Here is an 18324-nt window from a genome sequence, read left to right as displayed (position 1 = left end):
TCAGGCCAGACGCATTCCTATTCTCAGCGTGTATCGATCCTGTAAGCCACAATAGTGCCCTCCATCATCATCGGGATAATGACGATGCCATCCGGTCCCATCCCGAGGTCGGCGCTCCCCTTCGCGAGTGGAAGTAGGCGCGTCGCTGTGCCATCGCTCGCGATGCGGAGCAGCCCGCCGGTCATCCAATCGGTGGCAAGATAGCCGCCCTTGCCATCGGGTTCGATGCCGTCGAGATTACCGACTGGTGTCGAGCTACCTAGATCGGACACTTTTTTCGTCGCGAGATCGACCGCCTTCATGCGGCCGGGCACCTTCGTTGAGAAGTCCGGGGCCATCTTGCCCCACGACGCAACCACAAGCCGGCCATCTTCGACGAGGAGCCCGTTCGGATTTTCGAGCGCGTCATCCTGCAACAGGAGAGACAGCTTGCCGCCGTCGAGCACCCAAATGCTGTTTGACACCATATCGGAAGCGTAAATCCGTCCACCCTTGTCAGCCGCGAGGTCGTTCAAGAACTTCGATCCGGGTGCCTCGAACCGGTTCAGGACTTCGCCCTTGGCGAGGTCGATTTCCGCAATCCGGTCCACATCTGCGACGTACAGTTTGCCATTGGCAAGCGCGAGCCCGGTCGGACTGTCGAGTCCCTTGGCCCACTCGATTGTTACGACCTTTCCATCCGGCCCGAGCTTTGAAACGAAGCCGTTGCCATCCTTTTTCATCGGATCGCCGTTGACGTTCGAAACATAGACGGCCCCCGCAGCTCGGTCGAATACCGCCGATTCGGGGTTCTTGAAGCCACTCGCCTCCCACAGCTTCTGAGGTTCCGCGGCGCCGGCGCTGAAGGTAAGAACAGCTAACATTAATGCGGAGAGCTGAGGTGTCCTCATGGTAGCCTCCTCGTGCTGCCCCGACGAACGAACAAGCCAGTCACGGCCGGTGTTCCTCGGTTCTTCTTTTAAATTGCGCAGCGCCGGATTAGGCGGGCAGACCAGCATCTTGCGATGAGCTCGACTGTTTGGCGCGGCGAGCACTGCACCAACGATGTCCGGTCCGACGATTGAGTTACCAAGTCAACTCGGCAGTTAGCGCGGCGGCTGCTTTGAGGTCACCCTTCAACGATGCAGCCATGGCACAATGCCGGCCAACAGCTCAGGCTTGCTCGAAACGCCTAGCCGTGAAACTTCAGCCCGTCGACGATCTTGTCGATCACCTTGCGCTCGGCGCGCATTGCGAGGCCTACGAGATTAAGCTCGGCGCGGATCACGCCCTTGACCACCTCGCGGTTGGCGGCGTCGTGCGTGGTCCTGAACATGTCCTCGGTATAGACCGCGGGCGTAACGTTCCTCGCGAGCGCCCGTTCGAGCGCGCGCGAAAGCGCCGGCCGGTCGGCGCCGTAGATCAATCGGCTGGCCGATCAGCGACAGATATTTCGTGCCGGATGCATCGCCATAGGGCTCGCCGATACATTCGGGAAACGCGGCCGCGATGCCGCCGGCCAGGAATGAAGCGACGTTGAGCTTCTGCCACGCTTCGAGATCGGTCCGGATGATGACCGCGATCTTGGTGTCGAATTGCATTGTTTCTTTCTCGTCATTCCGGGATGGTGCGCAAGCACCAGACCCGGAATCTCGAGATTCCGGGTTCGATGCGTTGCATCGCCCCGGAATAACGATAGCAAAATCACCCCTTGGCGTCGCAGGCCCAGGCGCGGATGACACATTCCTTGCCGCCGAATTCGTAGCACTTCTTGGTCGCGGCGTTGAGCGAGCTCGAAATGTTGGGCTTTACGGCATAGCCGTGGGGACCGCAGGGGTTGGTCATGTCGACAGCGAACGCGGCGCAGGCGCGCTTCATGGTGATCGCGGTGCAGTTGCCCTTGCATTGTTTCAACGCTGCAGCGCGCGCGGGAGCCTCGGCGGGATAATCATAGGCCTGGCCATAGGCGCCGCATTTGCCGACGGCGAATGCGCCCGCCGCCCAAGCCCTGGTGATGTAGCCCGAGACGCCCAGTATCAGCGTCAGCGCAATGATAAAGAGCGCGCGGCGCTGCGCCGCGACGGTCGAAACGATCAAGAGCCCCTCCCCCGAGGTAACGGGAAGATTTTAGCGGGGGCGAGTTTCCAGTTGGTGAATGGAGAATTTGTAGGGTGGGCAAAGCGAAGCGTGCCCACCATCTCACCGGTACGCCCGAGCCATGGTGGGCACGCTTCGCTTTGCCCACCCTACGGCATTTACCCCCGCCGCGCCGCTTCCAGCGCTTGCGGGGTGTCGATGTCGAGGAAGGCGCTCTGGCCGTCGACCGGGACTTCAGCCACCGCCTCGGTGTGTTTGGCGATCAGGTGGCGGGCGCCGACGTCGCCATCCAGTGTCATCAGCTCCTTGAAGAAACGCCGCGACCACAGCACGGGATTGCCGCGGCGGCCGTCGCTGACGGGGACGGCGATCAGATGCCCGCGGTCCGGCGCGAAGGTTTCGATCAACTGGTCGATCAGTTTGGCAGAGATCAGCGGCATGTCGCCGAGGCAGACGATGGCGCCGTCGGCGTTTTCAGGCACGGCCGATATGCCCGCCTTGACCGAGGACGCCAGCCCACCGGCGAAATCCGGGTTACGGACGAACTTTACGTTAAGCCCCGCCAGCGCCTGCTCGACCAGTTCGGCCTGATGGCCGGTGACGACGATAACGTCAGTCGCTTTCGAGGCCAGCGCCTGCTCGGCCACGATCCGCACCAGCTTCTTGCCGTCGATCTCGGCGAGCAGCTTGTTGGGACCGCCCATCCGCGTCGAGCGCCCGGCGGCCAGAACGATGGCGGTGACGTTTCGATTGGCTTCGAGATCGGCCACGGTGCGCGGCTGCGGCCGCGTGACGATTTCCATCAGGAGGCCGCCGACGCCCATGCCGGTCAGCTCAGTGCGCGTGACCTTCAGTCCCGCCAGCAGCCGCATCAGCACCCAGTCAAAGCCGTTTTCCACCGGCGAGCGCGCGCAGCCCGGCGCGCCCAGCACCGGCACGCCGCCGGCGCTGCCGATCAAAAGAAGATTGCCGGGGTCGACCGGCATGCCGAAATGCTCGATAGCGCCGCCGATCTCCGTGATCGCGGCAGGGATCACGTCGCGGCGGTCGGCGATCGCGGACGCGCCGAACACGATCACGAGTTCGGCGCCGAGGCCGAGCAACTCCTTGATCGAAGACGCCAGCGCCGTCTCGTCGTGCGGCACGCGGCGCTCGGCGATGATGCTGGCACCGGCCGGGGCCAGCCGCTCCGCCGTCACGCGCAAGGTCTTGTCGATCACCTTGGGCGCGAGCCCCGGTAAAAGCGTCGAGACCACGCCGACGCGCTTGATCACGTAAGGCGCAATCCGCAGCGTGTCCTTTCCCGCGACTTCAACGGCGGCGTCGCGCAGCTTTGCCTCGACGCCGAACGGAATGAGTTTTACCGTCGCGATCATCTCGCCTTCGACGACCGGCTTGAAGGCTGAGAGCGTGGCAAAGGTGATGGCCTCGTCGACGCCGTTGATGCGATCGACCGCGGCGCGGTCCACCACCAGCACGCCGGCCTGCGCGGCAAACAGATTGGCGCGGCCGGTAAAGGCTCGCTCGACGGTGACGCCCTCGCCGGCCACTGCCTGCGCGATGCTGGCGGCGGCCTCGTCTTCGGAGACGTCGCCCTCCTCCAGCCGCACCACGACGATTTCCGCAACGCCGGCCTTGTTGAGCGCCTCGACTTCGGCCGGGCCGATCGTGGTGCCTTTCTTGAGCACCAGCGATCCCTGCCGCAGCGTATGGACGGTAACGCCGCCAATCGCGTCTTCCGGACTGGCGGGACCGAACTTCATGCCGCCTGCTCTTTCGCGGTTTCTTTCGGCAGCCGCAGCTCGGCGGTGATCTCGGCCATGATCGCGACCGCAATCTCCGACGGCGACACCGCGCCGATGGAAAGGCCGATCGGCGCATGAATGCGCGCGACGTCTGTGTCGGATGCGCCCTGCGCCTTCAGCCGTTCGGCACGCTTGGCATGGGTTTTTCGCGAGCCGAGCGCGCCGATATAGAAGCAGTCGCGTTCGAAGGCGTGCAGCAGCGCCGGATCGTCGATCTTGGGATCGTGCGTGAGGGCAACGAACGCCGTGTAATGATCGATATTGAGCGGCGGCAGCGCCACATCGGGCCATTCGGCGATCAGCGGCACGTCCGGAAATCGTTCGGGGCTTGCAAAGGCCGTGCGCGGATCGACCACCGTCACATCGTAATCGAGCGAGCGCGCCAGCGGCGCCAGCGCCTGGCTGATATGGACCGCACCGACGATGACGAGCCGCGCGGTCGGCGCGTAGACGTTGAGAAACAGTTTCTTGCCGCCGGACTCGATCATGCCGCTCTTGCCCATGCGGAGCTGCTTGGCTAGTTCGCCCCCTAGCGGATCGGTGGCGATATCCTTGGCCTTCACCAGCCGCTGCTCGCCATTGGCGACATCGGTCACCACGATGACCGGACGGCGCGCGGCGCGCTCGGCGTTCACCTGCGTGAGAGTTTCCAATTTCACGACTGGCCCACCTTCTCGACGAAGACGCGGATGGTGCCGCCGCAGGACAGCCCGACGTTCCAGGCGGTCTCGTCGGCGACGCCAAATTCCAGCATCCTGGGCTTGCCGCTGGCGATCACGTCCAGCGCCTCGGTGACGACAGCGCCCTCGACGCAACCGCCGGACACCGACCCTAAGAACGTGCCGTCATCGTTGATGACGAGGCTGGAGCCCGCCGGCCTCGGCGCCGAGCCCCAGGTTTCGACCACGGTCGCGAGTGCAACCCCGTGGCCGGCCTTCTGCCAGTTCTCGGCGGCCTGCAGAATGTCTTCGTCGCGGTTGAGCATATGGGGCCCTTTCAAGCTGCTGAACGGATGCGGCTCATGTGGTGCGGCGGGGGCGGCGCCGAAAGCGCCTCGATCAGCCCTTCCATCGATGTCAAGTTATGCACCGGGCGGAATTCGTCAACGTGCGGCAGCATCATTTTGATACCCTGGGCCTTGGCCTCGAAGGCGCTGTAGCGCAGCAATGGATTAAGCCAGATCAGGCGCCGGCAGGAGCGGTGCAGCCGGTCCATCTCGAACGCCAGCTTGGCATCGGCCTCGCGCTCCAGCCCGTCGGAGATCAGGAGCACGATGGCGCCCTGGCCGAGCACGCGCCGGCCCCACAATTTGTTGAAGCTGTGCAGCGAGGTGCCTATGCGGGTGCCGCCGGCCCAGTCCTCCACCGATGAGGAACAGCTCGCCAGCGCCTCGTCGGGATCCCGCGCCCGCAGCGCCCGCGTCACATTGGTCAGCCGCGTACCGAACAGGAACACCGACACGCGCTTGCGGGCGTCGGTGATGGCGTGGAGGAAATGCAGGAACAGGCGGGTATATTCGCTCATCGATCCCGATATATCGAGCAGCGCCACGATCGGCGCCGGCTTCTCGATCCGGCCGAGCTTTCTTATGTCGATGATCTCGCCGCCGGTGCGCAAGGAGCTGCGCAGCGTGCGCCGCATGTCGAGCTTGAGACCCTTGGCGTCCGGCTGGTGGCGGCGGGTGCGCAGCTCGGCCTGCGGCAGCTTCATATTGGCAATGGCGCGGGTGACCTCGGCGATCTCGGCCGCGCTCATCTGCGCAAAGTCCTTTTTCTGCAGGATCTCCTTGTCGGAGACCGACAGCCGCAGTTCCTGCTCCTGGATCTGCTGCTCCTCGTCGCGCACCGAGGGCTGGGCGAGCGCCTCCTGCACGCGGCGCGAGGCCGGCGGCGGCTTCTTCTTGGCATGGTCCGGCAGCGGCACCGAATCCAGCATGTGCTTCCAGTCTTCGGCGGCGCGGAAGAACAGGTCGAAGGCCTGTGCAAAGATCAGCATATGCTCGTGACGCTTGACGAAGATCGCCTCCAGCGTGGCGTAGACGTCGGCGCGGTTGCCGATCTCGATCGCCTGCAGGGCGTTCAGGGCGTCGATGACAGCACCGGGACCGACGGGAATCCCGGCTGCGCGGAGTGCACGGGCGAAGCCGACGACGTTGTCGGCCATGTGCCCGGTGGGGGGATTGAGGTGGTCGATGGACATCGAAAAAAGATCTCTCTACCTCGTCATTCCGGGGCGAGCGAAGCGAGAGCCCGGAATCCATTCCTCAGCGGTCCAGGCAGCTCGATGGATTCCGGGCTCGCGCTATGCGCGCCCCGGAATGACGACAGCTACGTTTCGCTCGTCGCGTCCTTCAAAACCTTCTGCAGCGCGTCGCCCTGCATCCGCGCGATGTCGTCCTGGTATTTCAGCAACGCACCGAGCGTGTCGCCGACCAGTTGCGGCGTCAGCGACCGGGCGTCGAGTTCGGTCAGCGCGGTGGCCCAGTCGATGGTCTCGGCCACACCTGGCGACTTGTAGAAATCCTGGTCGCGCAATGCCTGAACGAAACGGACGACCTGCTGCGACAGCTTTGCGGAAATGTCAGGCACGCGCGACTTGACGATCGCAAGCTCACGCTCGGCCTCGGGATAATCGACCCAATGATAGAGACAGCGGCGCTTCAGCGCGTCGTGGATCTCGCGGGTGCGGTTCGAGGTGATGATGACGATCGGCGGATGCGGCGCCTTGATGGTGCCGAATTCGGGGATCGTGACCTGGAAGTCGCTGAGGATTTCCAAAAGATACGCCTCGAACGCCTCGTCGGCGCGGTCGAGTTCGTCTATCAGGAGCACCGGCGCGCCGGCGACGTCAGGCTCCAGCGCCTGCAGCAGCGGACGCTTGATCAGAAAACGCTCGGCGAAAATGTCCGACGACAATTGCTCGCGATCGGTATCGCCGGCGGCCTCCGCGAGCCGGATCGCGATCATCTGCGCCGCGCTGCTCCACTCGTAGACGGCAGAGGCAACGTCGAGCCCTTCGTAGCATTGCAGGCGGATCAGCTTGCGCCCGAGCGCCTCCGACAGAACCTTTGCAATCTCCGTTTTTCCGACGCCCGCCTCGCCTTCGAGAAACAGCGGCCGTCCCATGCGCAGCGACAGGTAGGTCACCGTCGCCAGCGACCGCTCGGCCAGATAGCCGCGCGAGGTCAGGAGTTCGAGCATCCCATCGACGGATTTGGGCAGCGCCGATGCACTCATGGGATAGCCAATCTTGATGCGCGAGGAATCGGCAAATTAATCGGCAAACTTACTTCGCCGTCGCGGCTTCTACGGCGCGGCGCGTCAGCACGCCGATCAGGTGCGCGCGGTATTCGGCGCTGCCGTGCAGATCGCTGTTCAGTCCCTCAGCAGAAGCCGAGACACCGTCGAGCACCTTGTGCGAGAAGCGCTTCTTCAAGGCTTCCTCGAACGCGGTGGCGCGGAACACGCCGTCCGAGCCCGCGCCGGTGACGGCCACGCGCACATCCGACGGCCGCCTGGCGACGAACACACCGACCAGCGCGTAGCGCGAGGCCTGGTTCCGGAATTTGACATAGGCGGCCTTCTTCGGCAGCGGGAACATCACCTTGGTGATGATCTCGTCGTTCTCCAGCGCGGTCGTGAACAGTCCCTGGAAGAACTCTTCCGCCTTCAGGCGGCGCTTGTTGGTGACGATGGTGGCGCCGAGCGCGAGCACGGCTGCGGGATAATCCGCGGTCGGGTCATTGTTGGCCAGCGAGCCGCCGAGCGTGCCCTTGTGGCGCACCGCGGGATCGCCGATCCCACCCGCGAGTTCGGCCAGCGCCGGGATGGCTTCGCCGACGATCGGCGACGTCGCGACGTCGGCATGCTTGGCGGTCGCGCCGATCACCAGCGAACGGCCCTTCATCTCGATGGCGTCGAGCCCCTCGATATGGGAAAGGTCGATCAGATGCGGCGGGCTGGCGAGCCGCTGCTTCATGACCGGCACCAGCGTGTGACCGCCAGCGATCACCTTGGCGTCTTCGTTCTTCACCAGAAGATTGGCGGCCTGCCGCACGGTCGCCGGACGATGATATTTGAATTCGTACATTGAGAACTTCCTGATCGCGGGTCGCGATGAAATCGATTTGCCTTTAAGCGGATTTGGCCATCGCCTTGGCGCCGGCGGCGATCGAGGTAACGATGTTCTGGTAGCCGGTGCAGCGGCACAGATTGCCTTCGAGCTCTTCGCGGATGACCTGGTCCGAGAGGTCATGGCCCTTGCGGTTGACCAGATCGACCGCGGTCATGATCATGCCCGGGGTGCAGAAGCCGCACTGCAGGCCGTGATGTTCGCGAAAGGCTTCCTGCATCGGATGCAGCGGCGCGCCATCGGCGGCCAGGCCCTCGATGGTGCGAACTTCGTGGCCGTCGGCCATCACCGCAAGCGCGGTGCAAGACTTCACCGCCTTGCCGTCGAGATGCACGACGCAGGCGCCGCATTGCGAGGTGTCGCAGCCGACATGGGTGCCCGTCAGCCGCAGATTTTCCCGCAGAAACTGGACCAGCAAGGTACGGGGATCGACATTGGCGTTTACGGGGTTACCGTTCACGATCAGGGAAATCTTGGCCATCACCACTCTCTTGAGCTGCACTGCCGCATATCGGCCGCGCAGGCGTTTAAAGTCATTCCAAAGGCCATAATATGGGCCATCCCGGTAATGAGCAACCTCAGGAGCCCCTCGCCTGGGACATGGCCTGAAAGACTTGACGACCTGTTCGGACGGGGCCGGCGCGCAGGAATCAGCCGGCTCTGAATCAGCCGGCTCTGAATCAGCCCTGCACGGCCTTGCCGAAATTGGCGAAGAATTCGTCGGCCAGCTTCTTGGCCGCGCCATTGATCAGCCGCTGTCCAAGCTGGGCCAGCTTGCCGCCGATCTGCGCCTCGACATTATAGCTCAGCAGGGTGCCGCCATCCTTTTCGGTCAGCGCCACCGTGGCGCCCCCCTTGGCGAAGCCGGCGACGCCGCCCTCGCCTTCGCCCGAGATCTTGTAGCCGTTGGGCGGATCGAGATCGCTCAGCATGACCTTGCCCTTGAAGCGGGCGGAGACCGGCCCGACCTTCATTTTGGCGGTGGCGCGGAAGCCGTTGTCTTCGGTCTTCTCCAGCTCCTCGCAGCCGGGAATGCAGACCTTCAGCACTTCCGGATCGTTCAGCTTGGCCCACACGGCCTCGCGCGTCGCCGCAAGCTGGACTTCGCCGTTCATCGTCATGGCCATGGGGGGTGCCTCCTGGATCGCTTCAACCTGGTCTCCCCAAGTAAAGCACGTCCGGGGCAAAAGGAAGGGCGATAAGCGATGCATATTCGCAAGTGCAACAAGTGCATGGCGACAAGGGCATTGGCATTGACAGGCCGGGATGATTAGGTCGCACGGAGATGAGCACGCCCCTCTCCCCATTGCTTGCCCCGATGCTGTCGAGCGCCGCGATGCGCGCGATCTGCGACGATGTCGCGGCCTTGCAAAACATGCTGGATTTCGAGGCCGCGCTGGCGCGTGCCGAGGCCGCGCTCGGGGTGATTCCGGCTGATACGGCCGACCCGATTGCACAGGCGTGCCGCGCCGAATCATTCGACCTCGCGGCGCTGGCCGACGCCGCGACGAGGTCCGGCAATCTCGCCATTCCCCTCGTCAAGGCGCTGACGTCCAGTGTCGCCCGGGTCAACGCGGAAGCCGCGCGCTATGTGCATTGGGGCGCGACCAGCCAGGACGTCATCGATACCGGCGCCATGCTCGGCCTTCGCGCCGGCATCGACGCGCTGCTCACCGATATCAATCGCGCGATCGCAGGCTTTGCCGGACTGGCGCGTCAGCACCGCCACACCCCGGTGGTCGCCCGCACCTGGCTGCAGCATGCGCTGCCAATGCCGTTCGCCCTGAAGCTCGCCGAATATGCCGCCGCGATGCATCGCTCGCGCGCGCGGCTCAAGCGCCTGCGCGGCGAGACGCTGGCGCTGCAATTCGGCGGCGCCGCCGGCACGCTTGCCGCCCTCGGTGACAAGGGATTGCCGGTCGCGGAGAAGCTGGCCGAGGAGCTGCAATTGCCCTTGCCCGACGCGCCATGGCACACCCATCGCGACCGCATCGCGGAAGCGGCCTCTGTGCTTGCCATTATCGCCGGCACTTGCGGCAAGATCGCGCGCGACGTTTCGCTGATGATGCAGACCGACGTCGGCGAAGCGTTCGAGCCCTCGGGCGAAGGCCGCGGTGGCTCCTCCACCATGCCGCACAAGCGCAATCCCGTGGCAGCGGCCAGCGCGCTGGCCGCGGCCACTATGGCCCCCAATCTCGCCGCAACGATCTTTGCCGCGCAGGTGCAGGATCACGAGCGCAGCGCCGGCCCCTGGCACGCGGAATGGCCGACGCTGCCGACGCTGCTGCTGGTCACTTCGGGCGGGCTGGCGGCAATCGTCGATATCGCAGAGGGGCTGGAAGTCGACGCCGCGCGCATGCGCGCCAATCTCGACGCGACCGACGGGCTGATCATGGCCGAGGCCGTGACGATGGCGCTCGCCGAAAAGATCGGCAAGAGCGACGCGCATCATCTAATCGAGGCGGCGAGCAAGAAGGCGGTCAAGGACAAGAAACATCTGCGCGACGTGCTGATGCACGATTCGAAAATCACCGCACAGCTCGGCGCCGACAGTATTACAAAACTGTTCGAGCCGATGGCCTATCAGGGCGCTTCGCAAGCCCTGATAGACCGCCTGCTCGCTTCGCTGGACGACAAATGAAGATGCCGGAGACTCGCTAAAGGTGTCGTTGCCGGGCTTGACCCGGCAATCCATCCTCTTGAAAAGACTCTTATTAGATGGATGCGCGGGTCAAGCCCGCGCATGACTGCGGAGGTTTAGAACCATGCCAATGATCGACGCCGACGGGTGCCTGCTCAACGTATCCGTCGAAGGCCGCGACGGCGGACCGACGCTGATGCTGTCGAATTCACTGGGCTCGACCATGCAGATGTGGGAGCCGCAGATGAAGGCGCTGACGCAGGTGTTCCGCGTCATCCGCTACGACCGGCGCGGCCACGGCAAGTCAAGCGTGCCGCCCGGCCCCTATTCGCTGGAGCGTTTCGGCCGCGACGTGCTGGCGATCCTCGATGACCTCAATATCGCCAGGGCGCATTGGTGCGGCCTGTCGATGGGCGGCATGGTCGGGCAATGGCTGGGCGCCAACGCGCCCGACCGATTTGCCAAGATCATCCTGTCCAACACCACCTGCCACTACCCGGACCCGGCGCGCTGGCACGAACGCATCAAGGCGGTAAAGGAAGGCGGCATCGCCGCGGTCGCCGACACCGTGATGGCGGGCTGGCTGACCGCGGATTTTCGCGAGCGCGAGCCGCAGATCACCGCCAACATGAAGGCGATGATGCTGACCACGCCGGTCGAGGGCTACATCGCCTGCTGCGAGGCGTTGTCGACGCTCGACCAGCGCGAGCTGCTGCCCAAGATCAAAAGCCCGACGCTGGTGATCGCCGGCCGCCACGACATGTCGACGACGATCGCAGACGCCGAATTCATGCGCAGCCGGATTCCCGGCGCCAGCATGACCATCCTCGATGCGGCGCATATTTCGAACGTCGAGCAGCCGCACGCCTTCACCGACGCGGTAATCGGTTTTCTGACGCAACGGTAGACGATCGTCGTCATTCCGGGGCGCCTCGAAGAGGCGAACCCCGGAATCTCGAGATTCCGGGTTCGATGCTTCGCATCGCCCCGGAATGACGGCTCTGGGAGGTACCAATGGACGACAACAAGCGCCGCGACGACGGCATGGCGCAGCGCCGCAAGGTGCTCGGCAATGAATGGGTCGACAAGTCGATCAAGAACCGCAACGCGTTCAATACCGACTTCCAGGACCTGATCACGCGCTACGCCTGGGGCGATATCTGGACCCGGCCGCATTTCGATCACCGCACCCGCCGCGTGCTTGTCATCGGCACCATGGTCGCGCTCGGGCAATGGGATGAATTCCGCCTGCATGTGCGCGCGGCGCTCACTGAGGGCGGCTTCACGCCCGACGACATCAAGGAAATCCTGCTGCAGCAGGCGATCTATTGCGGCGTGCCGGCGGCCAACCACGCCGTCAAGGAAGCAGGCGCGATTATCGCGGAGTTAGGTTTGCTGAAGGGATAGCCCGGCGGGCGCCGTGCCCAGCACTCGTGTCCCGGACGCGCCGCGTCCGGGACACGAACTGGTACGCATAAAAGAAAAGCCCCACCTTGGCGGGGCCTTCTTTTACTCACTCACCAGTCCGGCCTAGCGGTCCTGATCAGGCATCTGCTTCCCCTGGCGGTTGGGGTTCGGCTTCTCACGGCCCGGATCCTGCTGCTGCTGGCCCGGCTTCTGGCCGCCACCCTGCTGCTGCTGGCCGGGCTTCTGACTCGGGTTCTGGTTCTGCTGGCCCGGATTCTGGTTCATGTTGGCCATTGAGGGATCTCCGCTGTTTGACCACAACTGAAGTAAACGGAGAAGGCACGGCATTCGTTGCAAGGGAACACCGGTTCCGCTGCGATCATTCCGCGGCAGGGCCGTGTTCGGACTGTGGCGCCGGAACCGCTGCCGCAAAACTAGCTCTGTACAAGCCAAATAAGCCGCAGCCGGCGCTGTTGCCGCCCCCGGTTCCCACTGTTAGAAAATGACACGACGCATCGTCTTGGGCTGCCGGAGCTCTCGCCGCGTCGCTGGCTCTTCATAGCGTTTTCGAGCGAAGTGGATACCGGTTCGCGTGAAGAAAACGCGTCAAAAGGAAAACTAGAGCCTGTTCACTCCTGAACAGGCTCGAACGGCAGCGCATGGATTATTTCGCCCAGCAACTAATCAACGGCCTCGTGCTCGGCTCGATCTACGGCCTGATCGCGATCGGCTACACGATGGTCTACGGCATCGTCGGCATGATCAATTTCGCCCATGGCGACATTTTCATGATCGGCGGCTTCATCGCGCTGATCACGTTCCTGATCCTGGTCTCGTTCGGCCTGACCGCCATTCCCCTTATCCTGCTGGTGGTGCTGCTGGTATCGATGGCGATCACGGCGCTCTATGGCTGGACGGTGGAGCGTATCGCCTACCGGCCGCTGCGGCACTCATTCCGCCTGGCGCCGATGCTCTCGGCGATCGGTATGTCATTCGTGCTGACCAATTATTCGCAGGTCGCCCAGGGGGCCCGCGTCAAGCCGGTGCCGCCGATCATTACCGGCGGCTACACCCTGCACGAGGGCGCGGAAGGCTTTGTCGTACAGCTTTCCAACATCCAGATTATCGTCGTCATCACGACCATCGTGCTGCTCGCGCTGTTTACCTGGCTGGTATCGAACACGCGGCTCGGCCGCGACATGCGCGCCTGCGAGCAGGATCAGACCATGGCCTCGCTGCTCGGTGTCGACGTCGACCGCACCATTTCCATGACCTTCGTGATCGGGGCTGCGCTCGCCGCCGTCGCCGGCATGATGTACCTGCTCTATTACGGGCTGGTCGATTTCTTCATGGGCTTCGTCGCCGGCATCAAGGCGTTCACCGCCGCCGTGCTCGGCGGCATCGGCTCGCTGCCCGGCGCGATGCTGGGCGGGCTTCTGATCGGCCTGATCGAGACGCTGTGGTCGGCGTATTTCTCGGTCGAGTACAAGGACGTGGCCGCGTTCTCGATCCTGATCGTCGTCCTGATCTTCCTTCCGACCGGCCTGCTTGGCCGGCCCGAAGTCGAAAAAGTCTGATGGACGGCCGCGTGAGCGCACCCCCCGCCGTCCAAACCTCGCGTGCACCTGGCGCCGCCTTCATCCTCAAGAAAGCGCTGATCAGCGCGTTCGTGGCGCTGGTGCTATTTTCGCTGATGATCGGCGTGCGTACCGAGGCCGGCCCGCAGGGGCAATTGGTCTACTGGACGCGCTTCGACGACCTCGCCATCATGGTCGCGGCCGTATTCGGCGGCAGCATCCTCGTCGAGCTGCTGCGGCAATGGTGGGGACCGGTCGACACGATCAGGGTGGTGCCACCTTCCGTGCAAACCGCCCTCGCCGTGGCGCGCCGCGGCATCGCGCCGGTGCTGCTGGTCTTCACGTTCCTGGTGCCGGTCCTGTTCTACGACGAGCGCTATATTCTCGACCTCGCCATCCTCGTGCTGACCTATGTGATGCTCGGCTGGGGGCTCAACGTGGTGGTCGGGCTCGCCGGCCTGCTCGACCTCGGCTATGTCGCGTTCTACGCGGTCGGCGCCTATTCCTACGCGCTGCTGGCAACCAATTTCGGGCTGTCGTTCTGGGTCTGCCTGCCGCTCGCCGGCATTCTCGCCGCGTTCTGGGGCGTGCTGCTCGGCTTTCCCGTGCTGCGGCTGCGCGGCGATTACCTTGCCATCGTGACGCTGGCCTTCGGCGAGATCATCCGCCTCGTCATCATCAACTGGCAGACCCTGACCGGCGGGCCGAACGGCGTCACCGGCATTCCCCGGCCAACCCTGTTCGGCATTCCGCTGACGCCGGCCGATGACGGGCTGGCGGCCCTGCTCGGCATCGAATTCTCGCCGACGCACCGCATCGTATTTCTGTTCTACATTATCCTGGCGCTGGCGCTGCTCACCAACTGGGTCACAATCCGCCTGCGCCGCCTGCCCCTCGGCCGCGCCTGGGAAGCGTTGCGCGAAGACGAAGTTGCCTGCCGCGCGCTCGGCATCAACACCACCACGACCAAGCTGACGGCATTTGCAACGGGCGCGTTGTTCGGAGGTCTTGCCGGCGCGTTCTTCGCCACGCGGCAGGGCTTCATCAGCCCGGAATCCTTCACCTTCCATGAATCGGCGCTGGTGCTGGCGATCGTGGTGCTGGGCGGCATGGGCTCGCAACTCGGCGTCGCGCTCGCGGCGCTCGCCATGATCGGCGGCTTCGAGCTGTTCCGCGGGCTCGACCAGTACCGCATGCTGGTGTTCGGCATGGCGATGGTGCTGCTCATGATCTGGCGGCCGCGCGGCCTGATCGGCCATCGCGCGCCGACAGTGTTCTTAAAGCACAGCCAGGCCATTTCATCCGACCTCGTCAAGGAGGGCCACGGATGAGCGGCGATCCCATCCTGTCCGTCGACCGGCTGGCGATGCGCTTCGGCGGCATCGTCGCCGTCAACGACCTCTCCTTCGACGCCGAGCGGCGCAAGATCACCGCGCTGATCGGACCGAACGGCGCCGGCAAGACCACGGTGTTCAACTGCATCACCGGCTTCTACAAGCCGACCTCGGGCGCGATGCGGCTTACACATGACGACGGCCACGCCATCCAGCTCCAGCGGCTGAACGATTTCCGGATTGCCAAACTGGCCCGGGTCGCGCGCACCTTCCAGAACATCCGCCTGTTTCCCGGCATGACCGCGCTGGAGAACCTGATGGTAGCCCAACACAACGCGCTGATGCGCGCCTCCGGGTTGACGTTTCTCGGACTGATCGGCGCGCCGTCCTGGCGCAAAGCCGAACAGGCCGCGATCGATCTGTCGCGGACCTGGCTCGATCGCATCGGACTTCTGGATCGCGCCGACGATGCCGCCGGCAATTTGCCCTATGGCGACCAGCGGCGGCTGGAGATCGCGCGCGCGATGTGCACCCGGCCCGCGCTGCTGTGCCTCGACGAGCCGGCGGCCGGACTGAACGCGCGGGAGAGCGCCGCTTTGAGCGAATTGTTGCTCTCGATCCGCTCCGAACAGGGCACCTCGATCCTTCTGATCGAGCACGACATGAGCGTGGTGATGGAAATCTCCGACCACGTCGTCGTGATGGACTATGGCGTCAAGATCGCCGAAGGCACGCCGCGGCACATCCGCGACGATCCCAAGGTGATCGCCGCCTATCTCGGCGCCGACGAGGAGGAAGCCATCGCGGTGATGGAGAGCGGAACGTGACGGGATCTCTCTGCTTTTCCCGGATGCGGTGCAGCGTGCAACGCTGCTCCGCTGTTCCGGGATCCATAGCTGCGGACCCGGCAGGTCCCGGTCCTGCACAGCGGCACTACGCGTGCGCCCGGGACACGGGAGCACCAGCATGACAAAGCCCCTGCTCGCGATCCGCTCGCTGCGCGCGGCCTACGGCAAGATCGAGGCGCTGAAGGGCGTCGATCTCGACATCAGCGCCGGTGAAATCGTCGCCCTGATCGGCGCCAACGGCGCCGGCAAGTCGACCCTGATGATGACAATCTTCGGCCGGCCGCGCGCGCGCGCAGGGAGGATCGAATTCGCCGGTCAGGACATCACCGGCGTGCCGACACATGAGATTGCGCGGCTGCGCATCGCTCAATCCCCCGAAGGCCGCCGCATTTTCCCGCGCATGAGCGTCGCGGAAAACCTGCAGATGGGTGCCGACGCGACCGATAGCAGCGAGGCCGATCGGGCGAGCGGCCTGGAGCGCGTCTTCGCATTGTTCCCGCGGCTCAAGGAACGCATGACCCAGCGCGGCGGCACGCTGTCTGGCGGTGAGCAGCAGATGCTGGCGATTGGCCGGGCCCTGATGAGTCGGCCGCGCCTGTTGATGCTGGACGAGCCGTCGCTGGGGCTCGCCCCCCTGATCGCGCGGCAGATTTTCGATGCGATCCGGACCCTGAACCGGCAGGACGGCCTAACCGTCCTGATTGTCGAACAGAACGCCAACCACGCGCTGAAACTGGCCCATCGCGGCTATGTCATGGTCAACGGCTTGATCACCCTGTCCGGAACCGGCAGCGAATTGCTGCAGCGCCCGGAAATCCGCGCCGCCTATCTGGAAGGCGGCCGGCGGGAATAGCGGAGTGGGCTATCTCCCCGGGTCGTCCCCGCGAACGCGGGGACCCATACGCCGCGGCCCACCGTTTAGGGCGACGGGGTAGTTACCTTCTGCCATAGCCGGCGCCGGTGGCTATGGGTCCCTGCTTTCGCAGGGACGACAGCGGTGCTGCGGCAAGATGCTGCGAACGGACCGTGGATTTGCCCGAAATTTGCCGATGACTTCGCCGTAAAATCAGCCGACAATAGGCGTGATTTTCGTACCCGGCCTGCCGGGTGCTTCCCGAAATCGACTACCTGCGAGGATACCTCATGAAATCACTGAAACTCATCGGCCTGGCATTGGGCGCATCGTTGGCGTTGTCGACAACAGCACTGGCGCAGGACATCTCCATCGCAGTGGTGGGCCCGATGACGGGCGGCGAATCCGCATTCGGCCGGCAGATGAAGAACGGCGCCGAACAATTCGTGACCGATTTCAACGCCGCCGGTGGCGTGCTCGGCAAGAAGCTCGCGCTGCAGGTCGGCGACGATGCCTGCGATCCCAAGCAGGCGCGCTCGGTGGCGGAAAAGTTCGCCAGTGCGAAAATCCCGTTCGTCGCCGGTCACTTCTGCTCGTCGTCGTCGATCCCGGCGTCGGAAGCCTACGCCGACGGCAACGTGCTGCAGATTACGCCGGCCTCGACCAACCCGCTGTTCACCGAGCGCAAGCTCTGGAACGTGGCGCGCGTCTGCGGCCGCGACGATCAGCAGGGCCTGGTTGCCGCCGACTACATCGTCAAGAACTACAAGGGCAAGAACGTCGCCATCCTCAACGACAAGACCACCTACGGCAAGGGCCTTGCCGACGAAACCAAGAAGGCGCTCAACAAGGCCGGCGTCACCGAGAAGATGTTCGAGTCCTACAACAAGGGCGACAAGGACTTTAACTCGATCGTGTCGCGGCTGAAGCGCGACAACATCGATCTCGTCTTTGTCGGCGGCTATCATCAGGAAGCCGGTTTGATCCTGCGCCAGATGCGCGATCAGGGCCTCAAGACGGTCTTGATGGCCGGTGACGCCATGAACGACAAGGAATTCGCTTCGATTACCGGCCCGGCTGCCGAAGGCACGCTGTTCACCTTCGGTCCCGATCCGCGCAACAAGGCGACCGCGAAGGCGATCGTTGAGAAGTTCAAGGCCAAGAACATCGATCCGGAAGGCTACACCCTCTACACCTATGCGGCGATGCAGGTCTGGACACAGGCGGTGGCGAAGGCAAAGACCACCGACCCGAAGAAGGTCATGGAGACCATCAAGGCCAGCGAATGGGACACCGTGCTCGGCAAGCTGGGCTTTGACGCCAAGGGCGACATCAAGGTGATCGACTATGTCGTCTACAAGTGGGACGCCAAGGGCAACTACGCCGAGATCCATCCGAAGGGATCCTGACCCCTTCCCCGATCAGAACCTCCAACGCCCCGGTCCGCCGGGGCGTTTCTATTTCCGGTTCCAGATAATTTTGCAACGCCGGGAACAATTGGGTTCCCGCCGAATTGAGCCGGGCTGGGCTGAGTTCCATGTCATTGATTTCACGACCTTAACCCTTGTTCCAACTTGATCTGCCGCTGGGGCAGCGGTTCTATCTGTGACATTGCATCTTAGCCAATCGGATTCGCGCGAACTGGCCAAGGA

General features: G+C 64.0%; 19 protein-coding genes and 1 pseudogene. 8 read left to right on the top strand and 12 right to left on the bottom strand.

Annotation, left to right across the window (positions count from 1 at the left end; all coding sequences use genetic code 11):
• Positions 1-23: 23 nt before the first annotated feature.
• From GWE18_RS05695 to GWE18_RS05645, 11 genes and pseudogenes are all read right to left on the bottom strand, one after another.
• Positions 24-1034 (bottom strand): SMP-30/gluconolactonase/LRE family protein, encoded by a 1011-nt coding sequence (locus GWE18_RS05695; RefSeq protein ID WP_275184827.1) that lies wholly within the window; start codon positions 1032-1034, stop codon positions 24-26.
• A 137-nt stretch (positions 1035-1171) separates the two neighbouring features.
• A pseudogene (locus tag GWE18_RS05690) lies at positions 1172-1580 on the bottom strand (DUF2000 family protein).
• Between the two features lie 103 nt (positions 1581-1683).
• The gene (locus GWE18_RS05685; protein ID WP_275185150.1) at positions 1684-2073 is read right to left on the bottom strand and encodes a DUF4189 domain-containing protein; all 390 of its coding nucleotides are present in this window, start codon (positions 2071-2073) and stop codon (positions 1684-1686) included.
• Positions 2074-2234: 161 nt separating this feature from the next.
• The gene (locus GWE18_RS05680; protein ID WP_275184826.1) at positions 2235-3839 is read right to left on the bottom strand and encodes a molybdopterin-binding/glycosyltransferase family 2 protein; all 1605 of its coding nucleotides are present in this window, start codon (positions 3837-3839) and stop codon (positions 2235-2237) included.
• A complete protein-coding gene (locus GWE18_RS05675; RefSeq protein WP_275184825.1) occupies positions 3836-4540 on the bottom strand; it encodes an XdhC family protein in 705 nt (234 codons plus the stop codon). The genes GWE18_RS05680 and GWE18_RS05675 overlap by 4 nt, the downstream gene beginning before the upstream one ends.
• On the bottom strand, positions 4537-4866 hold the full coding sequence (locus GWE18_RS05670) for an XdhC family protein (RefSeq protein ID WP_247836237.1): 330 nt from the start codon (positions 4864-4866) through the stop codon (positions 4537-4539). Before GWE18_RS05670 ends, GWE18_RS05675 begins: the two co-directional genes overlap by 4 nt.
• An 11-nt stretch (positions 4867-4877) precedes the next feature.
• A complete protein-coding gene (locus GWE18_RS05665; RefSeq protein WP_275184824.1) occupies positions 4878-6080 on the bottom strand; it encodes a VWA domain-containing protein in 1203 nt (400 codons plus the stop codon).
• A gap of 128 nt (positions 6081-6208) precedes the next feature.
• Positions 6209-7117 (bottom strand): MoxR family ATPase, encoded by a 909-nt coding sequence (locus GWE18_RS05660; RefSeq protein WP_275184823.1) that lies wholly within the window; start codon positions 7115-7117, stop codon positions 6209-6211.
• A gap of 49 nt (positions 7118-7166) precedes the next feature.
• On the bottom strand, positions 7167-7970 hold the full coding sequence (locus tag GWE18_RS05655; RefSeq protein WP_275184822.1) for a xanthine dehydrogenase family protein subunit M: 804 nt from the start codon (positions 7968-7970) through the stop codon (positions 7167-7169).
• A gap of 43 nt (positions 7971-8013) precedes the next feature.
• On the bottom strand, positions 8014-8493 hold the full coding sequence (locus GWE18_RS05650; RefSeq protein ID WP_275184821.1) for a (2Fe-2S)-binding protein: 480 nt from the start codon (positions 8491-8493) through the stop codon (positions 8014-8016).
• Positions 8494-8692: 199 nt separating this feature from the next.
• Positions 8693-9139: a carbon monoxide dehydrogenase subunit G gene (locus GWE18_RS05645; protein WP_275184820.1), complete on the bottom strand. Its 447-nt coding sequence runs from the start codon at positions 9137-9139 to the stop codon at positions 8693-8695.
• Positions 9140-9297: 158 nt separating this feature from the next.
• On the opposite strand from GWE18_RS05645, the gene GWE18_RS05640 reads away from it, so the two are divergent.
• The 3 genes from GWE18_RS05640 to GWE18_RS05630 all read left to right on the top strand — a co-directional run bounded on the left by GWE18_RS05640 (position 9298) and on the right by GWE18_RS05630 (position 12060).
• On the top strand, positions 9298-10653 hold the full coding sequence (locus GWE18_RS05640) for a 3-carboxy-cis,cis-muconate cycloisomerase (RefSeq protein ID WP_275184819.1): 1356 nt from the start codon (positions 9298-9300) through the stop codon (positions 10651-10653).
• A 124-nt stretch (positions 10654-10777) separates the two neighbouring features.
• On the top strand, positions 10778-11560 hold the full coding sequence (gene pcaD, locus GWE18_RS05635) for a 3-oxoadipate enol-lactonase (RefSeq protein WP_275184818.1): 783 nt from the start codon (positions 10778-10780) through the stop codon (positions 11558-11560).
• A gap of 107 nt (positions 11561-11667) precedes the next feature.
• Entirely contained in the window at positions 11668-12060 is a 393-nt protein-coding gene (locus tag GWE18_RS05630; protein WP_275184817.1) for a carboxymuconolactone decarboxylase family protein, read from the top strand.
• A gap of 123 nt (positions 12061-12183) precedes the next feature.
• Here GWE18_RS05630 and GWE18_RS05625 read toward each other — a convergent pair whose 3' ends face one another.
• The gene (locus tag GWE18_RS05625) at positions 12184-12354 is read right to left on the bottom strand and encodes a hypothetical protein (RefSeq protein ID WP_275184816.1); all 171 of its coding nucleotides are present in this window, start codon (positions 12352-12354) and stop codon (positions 12184-12186) included.
• A 365-nt stretch (positions 12355-12719) separates the two neighbouring features.
• On the opposite strand from GWE18_RS05625, the gene GWE18_RS05620 reads away from it, so the two are divergent.
• From GWE18_RS05620 to GWE18_RS05600, 5 genes are all read left to right on the top strand, one after another.
• Entirely contained in the window at positions 12720-13637 is a 918-nt protein-coding gene (locus GWE18_RS05620) for a branched-chain amino acid ABC transporter permease LivH (RefSeq protein WP_275184815.1), read from the top strand.
• 11 nt (positions 13638-13648) lie between these two features.
• Positions 13649-14968 carry a high-affinity branched-chain amino acid ABC transporter permease LivM gene (gene livM / locus GWE18_RS05615; protein WP_275184814.1) on the top strand — a complete coding sequence of 440 codons (1320 nt, stop codon included), beginning with the start codon at positions 13649-13651 and terminating at the stop codon, positions 14966-14968.
• Positions 14965-15798 carry an ATP-binding cassette domain-containing protein gene (locus tag GWE18_RS05610; RefSeq protein WP_275184813.1) on the top strand — a complete coding sequence of 278 codons (834 nt, stop codon included), beginning with the start codon at positions 14965-14967 and terminating at the stop codon, positions 15796-15798. The genes livM and GWE18_RS05610 overlap by 4 nt, the downstream gene beginning before the upstream one ends.
• Positions 15799-15937: 139 nt before the next feature.
• On the top strand, positions 15938-16672 hold the full coding sequence (locus GWE18_RS05605) for an ABC transporter ATP-binding protein (RefSeq protein ID WP_275184812.1): 735 nt from the start codon (positions 15938-15940) through the stop codon (positions 16670-16672).
• A gap of 290 nt (positions 16673-16962) precedes the next feature.
• Positions 16963-18081: a branched-chain amino acid ABC transporter substrate-binding protein gene (locus GWE18_RS05600; RefSeq protein WP_275184811.1), complete on the top strand. Its 1119-nt coding sequence runs from the start codon at positions 16963-16965 to the stop codon at positions 18079-18081.
• The last annotated feature ends 243 nt before the right edge of the window (positions 18082-18324 follow it).

This window comes from Bradyrhizobium sp. CSA112 (genome assembly GCF_029051645.1).
In the GTDB taxonomy this organism is placed as follows: domain Bacteria; phylum Pseudomonadota; class Alphaproteobacteria; order Rhizobiales; family Xanthobacteraceae; genus Bradyrhizobium.
The sequence above is the reverse complement of the archived record's forward strand: the minus strand, read 5'-3'. Positions and strand labels throughout refer to the sequence as shown.

Bases quoted from the DNA above. Each gene is read 5' to 3' on its own strand.
- GWE18_RS05680 (WP_275184826.1), bottom strand. From the start codon at position 3,839: ATGAAGTTCGGTCCCGCCAGTCCGGAAGACGCGATTGGCGGCGTTACC.
- GWE18_RS05670 (WP_247836237.1), bottom strand. From the start codon at position 4,866: ATGCTCAACCGCGACGAAGACATTCTGCAGGCCGCCGAGAACTGGCAG.
- GWE18_RS05665 (WP_275184824.1), bottom strand. From the start codon at position 6,080: ATGTCCATCGACCACCTCAATCCCCCCACCGGGCACATGGCCGACAAC.
- GWE18_RS05660 (WP_275184823.1), bottom strand. From the start codon at position 7,117: ATGAGTGCATCGGCGCTGCCCAAATCCGTCGATGGGATGCTCGAACTC.
- GWE18_RS05655 (WP_275184822.1), bottom strand. From the start codon at position 7,970: ATGTACGAATTCAAATATCATCGTCCGGCGACCGTGCGGCAGGCCGCC.
- GWE18_RS05650 (WP_275184821.1), bottom strand. From the start codon at position 8,493: ATGGCCAAGATTTCCCTGATCGTGAACGGTAACCCCGTAAACGCCAAT.
- GWE18_RS05645 (WP_275184820.1), bottom strand. From the start codon at position 9,139: ATGGCCATGACGATGAACGGCGAAGTCCAGCTTGCGGCGACGCGCGAG.
- GWE18_RS05640 (WP_275184819.1), top strand. From the start codon at position 9,298: ATGAGCACGCCCCTCTCCCCATTGCTTGCCCCGATGCTGTCGAGCGCC.
- pcaD (WP_275184818.1), top strand. From the start codon at position 10,778: ATGCCAATGATCGACGCCGACGGGTGCCTGCTCAACGTATCCGTCGAA.
- GWE18_RS05630 (WP_275184817.1), top strand. From the start codon at position 11,668: ATGGACGACAACAAGCGCCGCGACGACGGCATGGCGCAGCGCCGCAAG.
- GWE18_RS05625 (WP_275184816.1), bottom strand. From the start codon at position 12,354: ATGGCCAACATGAACCAGAATCCGGGCCAGCAGAACCAGAACCCGAGT.
- GWE18_RS05620 (WP_275184815.1), top strand. From the start codon at position 12,720: ATGGATTATTTCGCCCAGCAACTAATCAACGGCCTCGTGCTCGGCTCG.
- GWE18_RS05610 (WP_275184813.1), top strand. From the start codon at position 14,965: ATGAGCGGCGATCCCATCCTGTCCGTCGACCGGCTGGCGATGCGCTTC.
- GWE18_RS05605 (WP_275184812.1), top strand. From the start codon at position 15,938: ATGACAAAGCCCCTGCTCGCGATCCGCTCGCTGCGCGCGGCCTACGGC.
- GWE18_RS05600 (WP_275184811.1), top strand. From the start codon at position 16,963: ATGAAATCACTGAAACTCATCGGCCTGGCATTGGGCGCATCGTTGGCG.